Annotated in this window: 12 protein-coding genes and 1 pseudogene; 8 read left to right on the forward strand and 5 right to left on the reverse strand. The window is 73.0% G+C overall.

Going from position 1 to position 15,022, the window contains the following annotated elements; translation table 11 throughout:
- Positions 1 to 120, reverse strand: a pseudogene (locus VR45_RS45505) (TetR/AcrR family transcriptional regulator); the annotation flags it as partial.
- Positions 121 to 190: 70 nt separating this feature from the next.
- Between VR45_RS45505 and VR45_RS10730 the strand changes: the two are divergent.
- The gene (locus VR45_RS10730) at positions 191 to 1,087 is read left to right on the forward strand and encodes an NADP-dependent oxidoreductase (RefSeq protein WP_045939469.1); all 897 of its coding nucleotides are present in this window, start codon (positions 191 to 193) and stop codon (positions 1,085 to 1,087) included.
- Between the two features lie 188 nt (positions 1,088 to 1,275).
- Here VR45_RS10730 and VR45_RS10735 read toward each other — a convergent pair whose 3' ends face one another.
- Positions 1,276 to 3,111, reverse strand: a complete 1,836-nt coding sequence (locus VR45_RS10735) for a glycosyl hydrolase family 18 protein (RefSeq protein ID WP_078896407.1) — start codon at positions 3,109 to 3,111, stop codon at positions 1,276 to 1,278.
- A 409-nt stretch (positions 3,112 to 3,520) separates the two neighbouring features.
- Between VR45_RS10735 and VR45_RS10740 the strand changes: the two genes are divergently transcribed.
- From VR45_RS10740 to VR45_RS10775, 7 genes are all read left to right on the forward strand, one after another.
- Positions 3,521 to 5,077, forward strand: a complete 1,557-nt coding sequence (locus tag VR45_RS10740; RefSeq protein WP_159394172.1) for a hypothetical protein — start codon at positions 3,521 to 3,523, stop codon at positions 5,075 to 5,077.
- A 154-nt stretch (positions 5,078 to 5,231) separates the two neighbouring features.
- Positions 5,232 to 6,125 carry a terpene synthase family protein gene (locus tag VR45_RS10745; protein WP_045939472.1) on the forward strand — a complete coding sequence of 298 codons (894 nt, stop codon included), beginning with the start codon at positions 5,232 to 5,234 and terminating at the stop codon, positions 6,123 to 6,125.
- 102 nt (positions 6,126 to 6,227) lie between these two features.
- Positions 6,228 to 6,632: a hypothetical protein gene (locus tag VR45_RS46830; protein ID WP_045939473.1), complete on the forward strand. Its 405-nt coding sequence runs from the start codon at positions 6,228 to 6,230 to the stop codon at positions 6,630 to 6,632.
- Positions 6,632 to 8,002: a DUF4062 domain-containing protein gene (locus tag VR45_RS45510; protein ID WP_052708991.1), complete on the forward strand. Its 1,371-nt coding sequence runs from the start codon at positions 6,632 to 6,634 to the stop codon at positions 8,000 to 8,002. The genes VR45_RS46830 and VR45_RS45510 overlap by 1 nt, the downstream gene beginning before the upstream one ends.
- Positions 8,003 to 8,013: 11 nt before the next feature.
- Positions 8,014 to 8,703, forward strand: a complete 690-nt coding sequence (locus tag VR45_RS10765) for a hypothetical protein (RefSeq protein WP_045939475.1) — start codon at positions 8,014 to 8,016, stop codon at positions 8,701 to 8,703.
- A gap of 451 nt (positions 8,704 to 9,154) precedes the next feature.
- Positions 9,155 to 9,523 (forward strand): hypothetical protein, encoded by a 369-nt coding sequence (locus VR45_RS43920; protein WP_052708993.1) that lies wholly within the window; start codon positions 9,155 to 9,157, stop codon positions 9,521 to 9,523.
- A gap of 311 nt (positions 9,524 to 9,834) precedes the next feature.
- Entirely contained in the window at positions 9,835 to 10,698 is an 864-nt protein-coding gene (locus tag VR45_RS10775) for a hypothetical protein (protein WP_159394174.1), read from the forward strand.
- Between the two features lie 206 nt (positions 10,699 to 10,904).
- Here VR45_RS10775 and VR45_RS42205 read toward each other — a convergent pair whose 3' ends face one another.
- The 3 genes from VR45_RS42205 to VR45_RS10790 form a co-directional block, all read right to left on the reverse strand.
- Positions 10,905 to 11,879: a hypothetical protein gene (locus VR45_RS42205; RefSeq protein ID WP_052708994.1), complete on the reverse strand. Its 975-nt coding sequence runs from the start codon at positions 11,877 to 11,879 to the stop codon at positions 10,905 to 10,907.
- Positions 11,876 to 12,235 (reverse strand): PadR family transcriptional regulator, encoded by a 360-nt coding sequence (locus tag VR45_RS10785; RefSeq protein WP_045939480.1) that lies wholly within the window; start codon positions 12,233 to 12,235, stop codon positions 11,876 to 11,878. Before VR45_RS10785 ends, VR45_RS42205 begins: the two co-directional genes overlap by 4 nt.
- A gap of 110 nt (positions 12,236 to 12,345) precedes the next feature.
- Positions 12,346 to 15,022 (reverse strand): type I polyketide synthase (locus VR45_RS10790; RefSeq protein ID WP_045939477.1); only part of this gene is annotated, 2,677 nt, incomplete at its 5' end.

Below are 15,022 nucleotides of genomic sequence, written 5' to 3' on the forward strand. Positions count from 1 at the left end.
GATCCCCACGGCGTCGTAGCCGCGTTCGAGGAACAGCCGCAGGGCGGTGTCGGCGATCTTCTGACGGGTGGCGGCCTTCTTGCGTTCGCGGCGCCCGGTCGGCCCGGTCCTCTCGGTCATCCGGCCACGCTATCAGGACCAAAATCCTCACAACTATAAAACCCTAACGGTTAGTGTTACGGTCGTCCGTATGAAGAAGGTGACCTTCGCCGAGTTCGGCGGCCCCGACGTCCTGCACCTCCTCGACACCGACGAGCCCCGACCGGGGCCCGGCCAAATCCGCATAGCCGTCCGCGCGGCGGGCGTGAACCCCGTCGACTGGCGGATCCGCGAAGGCCAGGTCCTCGGCGCCCACCCCACCCGACTGCCCTCCGGACTGGGCCTGGACGCCGCCGGAGTCGTCGACGGGATCGGTGAGGGCGTCCGCGGCACACGGGTCGGGGACCGCGTGTTCGGCAAAGGCATCGACACCTACGCCGAGTTCGCCGTGCTGACGGCCTGGACCGCCATGCCCGAGGGCCTCACCTTCGAGGAGGCCGCCGGCTATCCCTCGGTGGTCGAGACCGCGCTGCGGATCCTGGGCGAGGTGGGCGTCCGCCCGGGGCAGACCCTGCTGGTCAGCGGCGCGGCCGGCGGGGTCGGCTCGGCCGTCCTGCAGATCGCCCGCGACCGCGGCATCCGCGTCGTCGGCACGGCCGGGGCCCGCAACCAGGACTACCTGCGGAGCCTGGGCGCCCTCGCCACCACCTACGACGAGGGCTGGCCGGACCGGGTACGCGGGCTCGGCCGCGTCGACGCCGCCCTCGACCTGGCCGGCTCGGGCGTGATCCCCGAACTCGTCGAACTCACCGGCGACGCAAGGAAGGTGATCTCCATCGCCGATCTCGGCGCACCCGATCACGGCGTCCGCTTCTCGGGCACGGCCGGGAGCGTGCCGGAGGCACTCACCACGGCCGCGGACCTCGTCTCACGAGGAAGGCTCCACATCCCCGTCGAGAAGTCGTACCCGCTCGCCGAAGCCGCAGCCGCCCACATCGACAGCCGCGCCGGCCACACCCGCGGGCGCCGGGTCCTCGTCGTCCGGTGAACCGGTCGGCACGCGGGCCGCACCCCTCCGACGCCGTCACAGGATTTCGATGGACCTCACCTACGGCGGCCGGCTCGGGAACGTGACGCCGGTACCTCGGCGCTGAAACGCCGACAGCGGCCCGCCGGGGACGGCGGGCCGCTGCGAGCGGTCGTGCGGGTGGCGCGGGTCGTGCGGGTGGTGCGGTGCTACTTGAGGCCGGTGTGGATCGCGTTCACCAGCTCGCCGTTGGCGGTGTCGCCGCTGAACTCCCAGAAGAAGGCGCCGCGCAGGTTCGGCCCCTTGGCCCACGCCATCTTGGCGGTGATGGTGGCCGGGGTGTCGTAGCTCCACCAGTTGGTCCCGCAGTGGGCGTAGGCGGTGCCGGCGACCGTGCCGGTGGCGGGGCAGGTGTTCTTGAGGACCTTGTAGTCCTCGATGCCGGTCTCGTAGGTGCCGGCCGCCGCGCCGGTGGCGGTGCCGCCCGGGGCGGACTGGGTCACGCCGGTCCAGCCGCGGCCGTAGAAGCCGATGCCCAGCAGCAGCTTGGAGGCGGGCACACCGATCGACCGGTACTTGGCGATGGCCTCGGCCGAGGTGAAGCCGGCCTTCGGGATGCCGTCGTAGGCGGTGAGCGGGGAGTGCGGGGCGGTCGGGCCCTTCGCCGCCCAGGCGCCGAAGAAGTCGTACGTCATGACGTTGAACCAGTCGAGGTACGGCGCACCGGCCGCGTAGTCGGCCTTGTCGATGTTGCCGCCCTGCGAGGCGTCGGCGGAGACCGCCACCGTGACCAGGTCTTTGCCGAACTCGGTGCGCATGGCCTGGACCATCTTCTTGAACGAGTCGGCGCCGCTGGTGTCGCAGGTCAGGCCGCAGGCGTTCGGGTACTCCCAGTCGAGGTCGATGCCGTCGAAGACGTCGGCCCAGCGCGGGTCCTCGACCAGGTCGTGGCAGGACTTGGCGAACGCGGCCGGGTTCTGCACGGCCTGGCCGAAGCCGCCGGACCAGGTCCAGCCGCCGAAGGACCAGATCACCTTGATGTGCGGGTAGAGGCGCTTGAGTTCGCGCAGCTGGTTGAAGCTGCCGCGCAGCGGCTGGTCCCAGGTGTCCGCGACACCGTCGACGGAGAGGTCCGCGGTGTAGGCGCGCTCGTAGTCGGCGTAGGCGTCGCCGATGGTGCACTTGCCGTTCTGGACGTTGCCGAAGGCGTAGTTGATGTGGGTGATCTTCGCGGCGGAGCCGGAGGTCACCAGGTTCTTCACATGGTAGTTGCGGCCGTAGACGCCCCAGTTGGTGAAGTAGCCGAGCTTGACCTGGTCGCCGGTGACGATGTCGCCGCCGGTGGTGCGCACGGTGCCGGGAGCACTGGCGGGGCCGGTCAGGTCGGCGGTGTCGCGGGCGACGACGGTGTAGGTGTAACTCGTGCCCGCGGTGAGGTTGCTGTCGCTGTAGGTGAGGCCGGTCACCGTGGCGACCTTGGTGCCGTTGCGCAGGACGTCGTAGTTCTTGATGCCGGTGTCGTCGGTGGCGGCGGTCCACGACACCTTCAGCGAGGTGTCGGTGATGTCGGAGCCGACCGGGGTGCCCGGCGCGGACGGCGCCTGGTTGCCGGGCAGGTCGGTGCCGTCGCAGGAGGCGCCGTTGAGCTTGCAGCCGCTGGGTGCGCCGGGGCCCGCACCGTTGAAGCCGAAGGTCACCGAGGCGCCGGGGGCGAGGGTACCGTTCCAGCCCTTGTCCTTGGCGGTCCAGTGGTTGCCGGCGCTGGTGACCGTGGCGTCCCAGGCGGAGGCGACGCTCGTGCCGGCGGGGAAGTCCCACTCGATCGTCCAGGACGTGAGCGTGGTGGTTCCGGTGTTCTTCACCGTCCACTTGCCGTCGAACCCGGAGCCCCAGTCGGAGCCCTTGGCGAAGGCGGCGGTGGCCGAGGTGGCGGCCTGGGCGGGGGTGGACAGGCCGACGACGGCGACCAGCGGCAGGGCGAGCGCGGTCAGGCCGGCCGCGGCGGCTCTCAACCTCTTTGTGGGCAGGGCGAAGCGAGTCAGCAAGAGAGGGCTCCTCGACGTGGGGGCGGACAGGGGTGGGGAGTCCGTGACCGCACGCTGCGCGACGTCCGCCGCAGGGTGCTTCGGCGAGACTAGAAAGGTCCAGACCAGTCAGTCAAGAGGTTCAGACCACTTTCCTTTACCTTCCCTTTGCCGGGACAGGGCGCGCGTCGGATCCGTCCCCGAACGACCCGATCCGATCCGATGCACCACCAATTTGTCGCTCCGACTGCTCAGTTGACGGGAAAAGACCGAGCCATCGACCCGGTGGCCCGGCGCGCACACCACGGCGCGGCCAGGCGCACACGAACGGAGCACCGCACCCCATCACGCCCCCGCACGCGCCTGCATTCGGGCCCTCGGATTCGGGACATTGACCCGGGGCGACAGCGCGCGACGGCGGAGGAGACGGATGTTCCTGCACGGAGACGGTGGGCCGGGATTGGAGCGGAGGGCCCGGGAGGCGCTGTCGGCGGCGGTCGCCCACGCCGTCGCGTCCCAGCGCCCCGACGGCTCCTGGGCGGTGCCCGCCGGGCCGCGCATCCTGGAGACCGCCGTGGCGGTCCTCGCCCTGCGGCAGGCCGAAGGCCCTGGCTCGGTACCGGCGGAGGCCCTGCGGTGGCTGGCCGAGCGGGCCGAGGTCCAGGAGCACCATCCGGCGGTCGCGGCGGCGGACCGCTGGCTGCTCGCCCTCGCCCTGCGACCGTCCCGACCCCCGCCTCTGGCCGAACCACCGCCGGAGGACGCGGCGTTGGCCCGCCGTCAGATTCTCCTGCACACCGTCGCCGTCGCGGCCGGCGCGCCCGGCGCCGACCCCGGGCGGCTGCTGGGGACGGCGGTCGACGCCCTCGGGCCGGAGCGGGGCGCAGGACTGAAGGGCTGGCAACGTACGGTACTGCTGGCCGCCGAACTCCTCGCCCACCAGGCACTCGGCCGGCCGGCGCCACCGCGAGTGCTACGGGCGCTGGAGGCCGAGCAGGCGGGTGACGGGTCCTTCCACGCGATGGCGTTGACCACCGCCGTGGCCTGCCTGGCCCTCACCTGCGCGGCCCCGGGCCACCCGGCCGTGCGTGCGGCGGCCGCACAGCTCCGCCGGTCCCGGGATCCGCAATCCGGCTGGGGCCTGGGCACCTTCGACGTGTGGGACACCGCCCTGATGGTCCGCTGCCTGCGCGGCCGCCCCGGCTTCGACGCCCGTGCACTGCCCGCGGCACTGTCCTTCCTGGAGCACACGCAGGGTCAGGACGGTGGCTGGGGCAGCATGTCACCCCTCGTCGCGGGCCGGGGGCTGGCCTCCGACAACGACACCACCGGCACGGTGCTGCTCGCCCTGGCCCGCTCCCCGCAGGGCTCCCGGGTATGGCCGGCGGCCCGCGCGTACGCCGCGACGCGGCAGCGGCCGGACGGGCTCTGGACGACCTGGCAGTCCGCCGACGACTCTCCGGCGCAGGACGTCGTCGCCCACCTCGCCGCAGGTGTCGACTCCCACCGTCGCACGGGCGACGGAAGCCCCGACACCGCCCCCGCCCGGCGCTGGCTGGTCGAGCGCCACCGGGCGGACGGACGCTGGCAGGCCGACTGGTACGGCTACCCCGCCTACCCGGCCGCCGAGGTCGCTCCGCTGCTCGGCAGGGACTCCCCGGAGCTCGCGCGGGAGGCCGCACGACTGACCGCCACCCAGCGCCCGGAGGGTGGCTGGCCGCGGCTGGACGGCGAGGACTCGGCCAGCCCGACGGCGACCGCGCTCGCCGTCACCGCGCTGCTGCACAGCCTCCGCCCGGTCCCGCCGGGCGCGCTCGTCGGGGCGCTGCGGTTCCTCGTGGAGAGCCGGCGTGGCCAGGGCGACTGGCCCGAACCGGGTCCGGCCATGTTCGGGCCGCGGCCGTTCCTCTCCGACGTTCCGGCCCAGAACCACGCTCTCACCTGTCGCGGGCTCGCCGCCCTCGTCGCCGCCGTCGCCCGTCGCTGAGGAGGTACCCGCCGATGACGCGTCCGCTGCTGATCCCACCGTTCTGGTGCCCGCTCCCACCCGCGCTGCACCCCGACCACCGGCTCACCCAGGAGCACCAGGTCACCTGGATGACGGCCTCCGGAGTGCCCCCGAAACCGGTCGGCGGGCCGCGTTGGCCCGTCAGCGGATCGGCGAACTGGCCGCCCGCTTCGCGCCGCGCGCCACGGTACCGGGCCTCCTCGTCCTCACCGACCTCCTCACCCTCACCTTCGTGCTCGACGACCTGTACGACAGCCCGGGCTCGGATCCTGGACTGGCCGATCGCACCGCCGTCCTGCGCGCAGCCGCGCACACCCGCACCCCCAGCACCGACCCGATCGGCCAGGCCCTCCAGCGGACGCTGTCCTCCCACGCCGCACTGGCCTCCCCCGGCCTGAGCGGCCACCTGGCCCGTGCGATCGACGAGAGCCTCACCGCCAACCTGGACGAACACCTTTCCCGGAGCCGGCTCGTCCCCGACCTGGACGCGTACCTGCGCCACCGCCGGGCGACCACCTGGTTCGTGCCCATCGCCGACGTCCTCGCCGTGACGGACGGTGCCGAACCCGCACCGGCCGAACTCGACCGGCCGCCCGTACGGGCGCTCATCGACATGACCAACCTGGTCACCGGTTGGGACAACGACCTCTACGGGTACGCCCGCGACCACGCCGCGGCCACGCTCGACCACGTCAACCTGCCCGATGTCCTCGCGCGGTCGCTCGGCTGCGCGCCCGCCGAGGCTGTCCGACTCGGGATCGGGCTGCGCGACGAGGTCCTCGCCCGGTTCCTGCGGTTGCGCGATCGTACGGCGGCCACCGCCGGACCCGCCCTACGGGCACTGCTCGCCAACCTCGCCTCCAGCATCCGGGGCCAACTCGACTGGACGGCCGGGACCGACCGCTTCCGCGCCCCGGGCACGCCCGCCGGCCGACCGCACCCGCTCACCGACCGCCGCCCCGCACCGCCGGTCCGCCTTCCGCCGATCTCCGGCAGCCTCTGGTGGTGGCCCCTCACCGAGGAGTGACCGGTCGGAGGATCCACCCGGAAGGCGACCCCGGAGCGTGGTTCGGACGGGGGCCGGGTAGTACCGTTCTACGGGTTGTCGCTGTGATGGGGGGCATCGCACATGCGCCTGCTGTTCTGGTCAACAGCACTGGTATGTACAGGTGTTGCAGTCGCCCTGGCCCTGTGGGCGGTCCTCGGGGACGCCGCCGGGGCGGAGCGCGCGAGTGCCGTTGTCGGGGCGGTCGTCGGGCTCGCCGGGCTGGTCGCCTCGGTCTTCGCGCTGCGGCAGGGCGGGGGTGCTGCCGTCCGGGCCGGTGGACGCGGTGCGGTTGCTGCCGGGGGGAGCGTGATCGGCAACGCGATCGGTGCCGACAGCAGGGTCACCGGGGTGTCCCTGGCGAGCCCACTCGGTGTGCCCGCCCCCGGGCCTGGGCGGACCGTGTCCGCCCAGGGCGAGGGGGCGGTGGCCGCCGGGAGCGATGTCGCCGGGAACGCGCTGGGCGAGGGCGGCGAGGTGACCAGCTGATGGCGGGCGGGCGCTTCCGGCGGCGCGGGCAACCGGACCCGGCCGAACCAGAACGGCCGGCCGAGCACGTGGAGGTCCGCGGCGGCGGGGTCGGCGCCGGGGCCGACGTCGCCGGCAACGCCATCGGCTCACGCAGCACCGTGACGAACAACTTCAACTACTACGGGCCCGCGGAGCCCGAACCCCGCTCCGGCGCCCCGGCACCGTCGGGCGCGGCCCAGCCGGCGCCCGAGGCTCCTGACGAGCGCCGCTACCAGGTGTTCGTCAGCTCGACCAGCCTCGACCTGCGGCAGCACCGCGAGGCCGTCATCGACGAGCTGGTCACCGAGGGGTACATCCCCTCCGGCATGGAGCTGTTCGACGCACGCTCGGAGGGCGCCTGGGACGTCGTCGCGCGGGTGATCAACGACTGCGACTACCTCGTCCTCATCCTCGGGGCGCGATACGGGGACCTCAACGGAGGGACCGTCAGCTTCACCGAACGGGAGTACGACCACGCCCGCTCGCTGGGCAAGCCCATCCTGGTGTTCGTCCACTCCGATCCCGCCGAACTGCACACGGACAGCTGGCAGCCGACACCGGAGGACACCGAGCGGCTCGCCGTCTTCCGGGAGAAGGTGCGCGGCGAGCGGCTCTGGCGGCCCTGGCGCACCGTCTCCGGCCTGCGCAGCGATGTCACCAGGTCGCTGCGGCTGGCCGTCCGGCACAATCCCCAGCCCGGCTGGGTCAGGGGCAACTCGACCGCTCACACCTTCTCCGCCGAATGGCAGAACCTGGTGGCGCCGGGGACGCAGATCGGTGTGGCCCGGATCAGCGTGGACGGGCAGGCCGGCAACGCCCTGAGCGAGAACCTCGGGAAGGCCGCGTCGATCGGGATCATGTCCACCAGCGGGAAGCGGCTGATCGAGATCCAGACGCCCTACCTGACGAAGGCGCTCGTGGCCGGGGCCCGGCTCCGCGTCCTGGTACCGGTCTCCGACGGCCAGTTCCTCGCCGACGTCGACGAGTCCGAGTCGCTGTGGGACGAGCGCTCGCCGATCGCGGCCGAGGTCCGCGAGGTGGAGGCGCGGCTGCGGGCGATCGTCCGCGAGGCCCGGGCGCGCAGCACGGCCGCCGGATCTGCCGCCGGCTCGGCCGCTGGATCGGCCGAGATCGGGTTCTTCACCACGCACCTGCGGTCCACGATGATTCTGTGCGACCGGACCTGGGGATGGATCACCCTGACCCTGCCGCCGGCGAGGGCCCCGGAGACCCCGTCCCTGGAACTGCGCGGGACCGAGGAGTTCGGTCTGATCGACGCCTGCTGGAAGCACTTCGACCGGACCTGGGCCATCGTCCAGGAGCGCGGAGAAGTGAGGACGATCACGTGAGGCGAGCTGCGATGGACATGCGAGACACGACACCCCTCCTCTCCCCCGCCGCGGCCGAGCGGTGGCGCGAGCGACTCCTTTCGGCCCAGGCCTTCATGCGGACCCGCCGGCACCTTCCGGGCGTGCTGATCGAGGTGGCGGCCCAGCACCCGCTGGCCGAAGGCGGCACGCCCGGCGAGGAGTTCGCGGCCCGGCTACGGCGCGGCCACGAACTCTTCCAGGGATACCTGAAGGCCGGACGCCCGGTGGAGGTCTACGTGCCGGGCAGTCGGCACCGCCACCTCGGGGTGGAGGACGAGAGCAGCCTCAGCCGGGCCGGCGGGGACTTCCTGGAGAAGCTCGGCGTACCGTCCTCGGCCGTCCACGGCGACGACCTCAACGCGCGCTACAAGGGCGACGCCGGCGTCTACGGTTCGGCGGACGAGTGCTTCGTCGCCGCCTCGTACTTCAGGGACGGGGGCTTCGGCACCCTCGTCTCGGTCTGCTCGCCGGCCCAGATGATGCGCAAGACCCTGCACTACCTGCAATTCGGGGTCTATCCGCTGAACCACACGGCGCCGACGCCGGAGGGGCACCACGACTTCCTCCACGAGCTCCTGGTCGCGGTACCCGACGTCCTGGACACCGACGACACCCTTCAGACCTCGGACTCGGAGGGAGCCGAACTCCTGCGCGCCGTCCGGCGGCCCCCGGCAGGCTGACGTCCACCGGTGCGCAGCGCGGGCGGGCCCGTTTATTGACTGGTCGTGGTGCATGGAGTGAGCCAGACTTCGTGGCCATGGACAGCACGGTTGCTCAGCGGGTCGACGAGCTCGATGCGGATTCGAGCGCGGTGGCGGAGGACGCCCAGCATGCGCTGATCGCCATGGGGCCGGACGTGCTGGTCGAGTTGATGGCGACGACACCTCGCCTCGGGGCGTTCGGGCAGCTCTGCGCCATCGAGGTCTTCACCGCGCTGAAGGATCCGCGGCCGGGAGACGTGCTGATCGACCTGCTCGACAACGCGAACGCCACCGTCCGCCAATGGGCGGCCGAAGCCCTGGCGGATCTGGGCGTCCAGCATGCCGTGCCGGCGCTTCGACATGCCTACGAAGCCTTCCGCCAGCGAGGCGAGGCCCCCGACGACAGCGAAGGAGTGGCACTTCGNTGNGAGTGGCACTTCGCTGGGCGCTGACGGACCTCGGCGCCCGCGAGCCCGTCCTCCCGCCTCGGACCGCCGCCCTCCGGGCCTCGCCGGACATCCTGGATCCGTCATGGCCGACGGCTCGCCTCGCCGAAGTCATCGAGGATCTCGCCGCTCACGATCAGGCGGTGCTCTATTTCCAGGTTTGGCGGATAAAGCAGGGCAACGGGGTCCACGGAGGTCACGGCCCAGGCATCGACTGGGACGTCGACCGCCGCTTGCCCTGGGCCCGGATCGTTGCCGATTGCCGGGACTGGGCACTTCTGGCAGCCGAGGCGACCGACAAGGCTCCCGATCTGATAGCGACGATCTGTTGGATCGACGCCTCGGACCTGTGACGGCACCACCCCGCGGCGCGGCAAGACGGCAACGTGCGGGCGGTCGGCCCTGCTCCGGGACTGCACTCCCGGAACAGGGCGGTCGACGAGCTCCGGGCCGTCGGCAGATCGGCGGACCGTGACCGAAGCGAGCGCCCGGATGGTGAGAAAACCGGTTGAGAAGTCGACCTGATGATCCATTAGAGTCTGCGCCCGGCAGCATCAGGGAAGTTCGGGCCCACAGGGAGTCTCCATGCGCGGAGCGCGTTCCGCCGTCGTGACCGTCACGCTGGCCGTACTGGTCGGCGGTCTCACCGCCTGCGGCGGCGCCGGTGGTGACAGCGGAGGCGGCCGGTGGTGACAGCGGAGGCGGACCGTCGCCGGCGGCCACCACCTCGGGCGGCGGGGTGACGGCCGGCGCGGTACCGAGCAGTGCGGTTGCGGCGGGCACGGCGGCCGCCACCGATCCCAAGGCCGCGCTGGCGGCGTCGGCCGAGGTCATGCGCAAGGCAGGCAGTGCCCGGTACACCCTGTCCGCGCCGGACGGCCTGGAAGCCAAACCCGGCACGGGCTTCGCCAACTGGGCGACCGGCCCGGCCGCGATCGAGTACCTGACCGACGCCCCGAACACCCGGATCAGAGTCCGGCTGGTGGGCAACGAGGCCTACCTGGGCCCCACGGAGCAGGCCGCGGCGGGCGTCGGCGAACAGGTCTTCTGGGTGAAGACGCCCTTCCTCATGTGGCGCCGGCCCTTCTACCCGCAGCTGGCCATGGCGATGGACCCGGTGAATCAGCTGACCCTGGCCACCACGGGCCGGCTCAGCACGGTCGGGACCGAGAAGCTCGACGGCGCCGAGGTCACGCACTACCGCGCCGTCACGGACGTCACGGCCGTGCTGGGCGCGATACCCGACCTCACCGAGGAACACCGCCCCCACGTCGAGTCGACCCTCAAGAAGGGCGGCGAGACATACACCCTCGACTTCTGGCTCAACGCCAAGCAGGAACTCCTCCGGTTCCGCGAGTTCGGCGCCAACGACGGCGAGGACAAAGCCGTCACCGTGACCTACTCCGCCCTGGGAACCGCCCCCACCATGACCCCACCCACCCGCGACAGCATTCGGATGTCACCCGACCTCGACCAGTTCCTCGACCCGTCACCCGCCATGACCGGTCCGGGAAGCGAAGCCGCCTAGGGATCAGCCACGGATCCGGGCCGACCGGGCTGGTGGTGAGCCGGACGGATTGTCAGGTCCACCAGGTGGTCGAGCGCGCCAACGGCCTGGATCCGTTCGGACAGACTTCTGGTTCGCCGGGAGAACCACGAGGCCGGCCGCCCTGGAGCCCGCCTGCTGCGTGATCGCCCGCAGGCGGGCTCAGGCACGGTGTCGGCTCCCCCTGGTCAGGCCGTTGGGCCGGATGCCCGTGGTGCGTCCGGCTCGCTGGGGCGGGTGCGCCGGGGGTGGCGGCGTTCGAGGCCGATGGTGGTGGCGGTGGCCAGGACGGCGAGGGCCAGGCCGGTGTTGCGGAGCAGGTCGAGTGGGTCGGTCGCGGTGCTGCTGTGGAGGGGTGGGGCGATGGTGAGCGTCCAGGGCAGGACGGCCAGGGCGATGCCGCCGGCGTGCAGGGGGTCGGTGTTCGGCCTGGCGAGGCGCAGGAGGTGGGCGAGGCTCAGGACGAGGGCCGGCCAGGCCGGGGAGAGGTCGAGCAGGGCCTGCTGGAGGGGCGGGAAGACGAGGTGGGGGTAGTCCTCGGGCCGGGTGTCGAGCCACAGGACGGCGAGTCCGCTCAGCGGCAGCGCGACGGCGGCGGCGGAGCCGATCGCCCAGGAGCGGCCCCGTCGGGAGAGGTCGACGGCGTCGGGCGGTGCGATCAGCACCAGGACGGCCGTGAGGGCCCAGAGACCGGGAAGTTCGGGATTCTCGGTGAACGACGTGGCGGGCTGGAACAGAGCCGCCAGCAGGAGCAGGGCCCGGGCCGGGGCCCAGCGGCCGAGGGCGACACACAGCAGGGCGAGAATCCAGGGTGCGCTCTGCGCGGCGCCCATCGCCCAGTGCGCGTCGGGACCGGCAGGAAGGGCGCCGAACAACAGGTGGAGCACGCTCAGGGCGGCACCGCCGGCCAGCAGGGACGGCGCGGCACCGGCGAGGATCCTGCCCGCCGGATCGCTCGAGCTGAGGCGGGTGCGCAGTCGCACGGCGTGGGCGGCGAGGGCGGCCCACTCGCGCAGGGCGGTGCGGGGGCCGGCGTGCTGGACGGCGTCGGCGAGGACCGCCTTGATCTCCTCGCCGTGCGCGGCCCGGTACTCGGCCGGGTAGAGGCCGGCGAGGGGAAGCCTGCACAGCAGGGCGGGAAGCGAGGTGTGCTCGTCGGTCATGCCGTCCCCCAGTTCGTGCGCAGCGTGGGCCGGGGGGCGCCGAGGGCGAGCCGGCGCTCGGCCTCCGCCACTCCGGCGCGCAGCCGTTGCGTCTCCTCGGTCAGTGTGTGTCGGCCCTGCTCGGTCAGCGCGAAGCTGCGGCGCAGCCGTCCGGCCACGACCTCCTCGTGGGCGATCCGGATGAGGCCCTGGTGGAGCAGGCGGTCCAGGGCCGTGTAGAGGGTGCCGGTGAGCATCCTGGTGCGGCCTTCGGTGATCGCCAGGACTTCCTGGAGGATCGCGTAGCCGTGCCGGGGCTCGTCGGCCAAAGCGGTGAGTACGAGCCTCGCCGGCTCCTGCAGTTGACGGTCTGCCATGCCGGAACCATAGATCATTGATTTAGATATGTCGATCATTTAGCTATGTGCGACGGAGGCCGTCCCGGTGTGCGGCGGACCGCACACCGGGACTGCGCACCGGGACGGGGTCACCCGCCGATCACGTGGGCGGCGATCGCCCGCGGGGTCGGCGCGTCGGCCAGCTCGGCGATCCGGACCGGGACGCCGAAACGGCGCTGCACCTGGGCGATCATTCGGATGAAGAGCAGCGACTCCCCGCCGAGCGTGAAGAAGTCGGAGTCGGCCCCGACGGTGGGCACCCCGAGCAGTGAGCGCCAGATCTCCACGATCTGTTGCACGGTCCGGTCCTCGTCGTCCGCGGCCTGGACCGGGACGGAGGCCGGGGCGGACACCGGGGCCACATTCTCCTGGGACGCAGGCGTGTCCAGCCAGTGGCGTTCGGCGGCGAAGAGCCGGGCGGGCAGTGGCGCCCGGACCGCCGGAGCCCCCGCGCGCACCGCCGCCCAGTCCAGCTCGACGCCCGAGGCCCACAGCGCGCCGAGCCCGCTCAGCAGGTCGCCGCGGCGCGGCTGCAGCGCCACCACGGGCGTTCGCCGGGCCTCGGGGATCTGCCGGGCGCTGCCGATCAGACCGCTGCCCGGGCCGACCTCGACGAGGACCGCCCGGCCGCGGGCCGCCGCCGTGACCACCGCGTCCTGGTAGCGGACGGGGCTGCGCAGTTGCTCCGCCCAGTAGCCGGCCGGCCGGAGCCCGCCGGCGGGCAGCGCCCGGCCGCTGACGGTGCTGATCACGTCGACCTCGCCCGGCTTGGCCTCGACCGTCGCGGCCACCGTGTCCAGCGCGGCGGCGGCCCCGGCCATCATCCGGGAGTGGAAGGCCCGCTCGGTGGGCAGCACCCGGTGCTGGATGCCGGCGGCGTCCAGCCTGGCGCGCAGCCGGGTCAGCGGGTCGGCCGGGCCGGACACCACGACCACCTCCGGCGCGTTCACCGCGGCGACGTCGAGCTCGTCCAAGTCGGCGAGTTCTCCGCGCACCACGGCCGGTGCCGCGAGCACAACGACCATGCCGCCCTCGGGGGCCCGCAGCATCAACCTGCCCCGCTCCGCGACCAGGCGCAGCGCGTCGGCCAGCCCCAGTTCGCCGGCCAGGCACGCCGCCGCGTACTCCCCCACCGAGTGCCCGAGCAGGGCGGCGGGCCGGACCCCGAAGGAGCCGAGCAGCCGTCCCAGCGCGTACTCGTGCAGCACCAGGGCGGGCTGGGTGAGGTCGGTGCGGTGGATCAGGCCCTGCGGGTCCCGGTCGACCAGCAGGTCGCGCAGGTCCACGCCGAGGAGGTGCCGGGCCAGCTCGCTGCCGCGGTCGATGTCGGCGGCGAAGGACGGGTAGCGGCGGTAGGCCCACTCGGCCATGCCGGGTGCTTCGGCGCCCTGGCCGGGGAGCAGGAAGACCACTTCGGGCCGGCGCAGCGCGGTGCGCACGGGTGCGCCGGCCAGGGCGCGGGCCGCGCCGGCCGGGTCGGGCGCGGCGACGGCGATCCGGTGGGCGAAGTGCCGGCGGTGCTGCTGGGTGGTCATGGCGACGTCGGGCAGCGGGAGGCCGGGGTGGTCGGCGAGGTGGCGGGCGAGGCGTTCGGCGGCGCTGCGCAGGGCCGGTTCGGTGGGGGCGGAGACCAGGACGACGTCCGGGGCGTTCGGGGTGGGCGGCGCCGGGTCGGCGGGTACCTCGGTGAGCACCACGTGGACGTTGGTCCCGCCGAGGCCGAAGGAGCTGACGGCGGCCCGGCGCGGCCGGCCGTCCGAAACGGTCCACTCCCGGGCGACCGTGTCGACAGTGAACGGCGATGCGGGGTCGATGAGTTCGACCCTGGGCCGGTCGAGGCCGGCGAGCGGCGGGATCCGCCGGTGGTGCAGGGCGAGGGCGGCCTTGATGAGGCCGGCCACGCCGGCGGCGGCCGACAGGTGTCCGATGTTCGCCTTGACCGAGCCGAGCGAGCAGGTGCCCCGGCCGTCGCCGAACACCTCGCGCAGCGCGGACAGTTCGATGGCGTCGCCGACCTCGGTGGCCGTACCGTGCGCCTCCAGGTAGCCGATCGTCGACGGGTCGACGCCGGCGGCCGCGTAGGCGCGGGCGAGCACGTCGACCTGGCCGGCGACACCCGGGGCGGTGTAACCGACCTTCGCCGCACCGTCGTTGTTGACGGCCGAACCGGAGATCAGCGCGTGGACCCGGTCGCCGTCGCGGCGGGCGTCCGCGGCCCGTTTGAGGACGACCATGCCGACGCCGCTGCCCGGCACGGTGCCGTTGGCGGCGGCGTCGAACGGACGGCAGGAACCGTCGGGCGACATGATGCCCTTGGGCTCGTAGCGGTAGCCGGCCCGTTGCGGGAACTCCAGGTCGACACCGCCGGCCAGGGCGAGGTCCGAGTCCCCGGTGCGCAGGCTCTGGCAGGCCAGGTGCACGGCGACCAGCGAGGTGGAGCAGGCGGTCTGGACGCCGATCGCGGGCCCGTTCAGGCCCAGCCGGTAGGCGATCCGGGCCGCGAGGTGGTCCTTCTCGTTGGCGAGCACCACGGACAGCAGTCCCTGTTCGGCCAGGAGTTCCGGGTCGGCCAGGACCTGCTGTTGCAGGTAGTAGTTGAATCCGGAGCCGGCGAACACGCCGACCCGGCCCGGGGGCCGGTCGGTGATCAGTCCACCGCTCTCCAGGGCCTCCCAGGCGGTCTCCAGCAGCAGTCGGTGCTGCGGGTCCATCAGGTCGGCCTCCCGCGGCGGGATGCCGAAGAACTCGGCGTCGAACAGCTCCGGT

The sequence above is a fragment of the Streptomyces sp. NRRL S-495 genome (genome assembly GCF_000966955.1).
Lineage (GTDB): Bacteria > Actinomycetota > Actinomycetes > Streptomycetales > Streptomycetaceae > Kitasatospora > Kitasatospora purpeofusca.

Coding starts and splice junctions, on each gene's coding strand:
- VR45_RS10730 (WP_045939469.1), top strand. CDS start 191: ATGAAGAAGGTGACCTTCGCCGAGTTCGGCGGCCCCGACGTCCTGCAC.
- VR45_RS10740 (WP_159394172.1), top strand. CDS start 3,521: ATGTTCCTGCACGGAGACGGTGGGCCGGGATTGGAGCGGAGGGCCCGG.
- VR45_RS46830 (WP_045939473.1), top strand. CDS start 6,228: ATGCGCCTGCTGTTCTGGTCAACAGCACTGGTATGTACAGGTGTTGCA.
- VR45_RS45510 (WP_052708991.1), top strand. CDS start 6,632: ATGGCGGGCGGGCGCTTCCGGCGGCGCGGGCAACCGGACCCGGCCGAA.
- VR45_RS10765 (WP_045939475.1), top strand. CDS start 8,014: ATGGACATGCGAGACACGACACCCCTCCTCTCCCCCGCCGCGGCCGAG.
- VR45_RS42205 (WP_052708994.1), bottom strand. CDS start 11,879: ATGACCGACGAGCACACCTCGCTTCCCGCCCTGCTGTGCAGGCTTCCC.
- VR45_RS10785 (WP_045939480.1), bottom strand. CDS start 12,235: ATGGCAGACCGTCAACTGCAGGAGCCGGCGAGGCTCGTACTCACCGCT.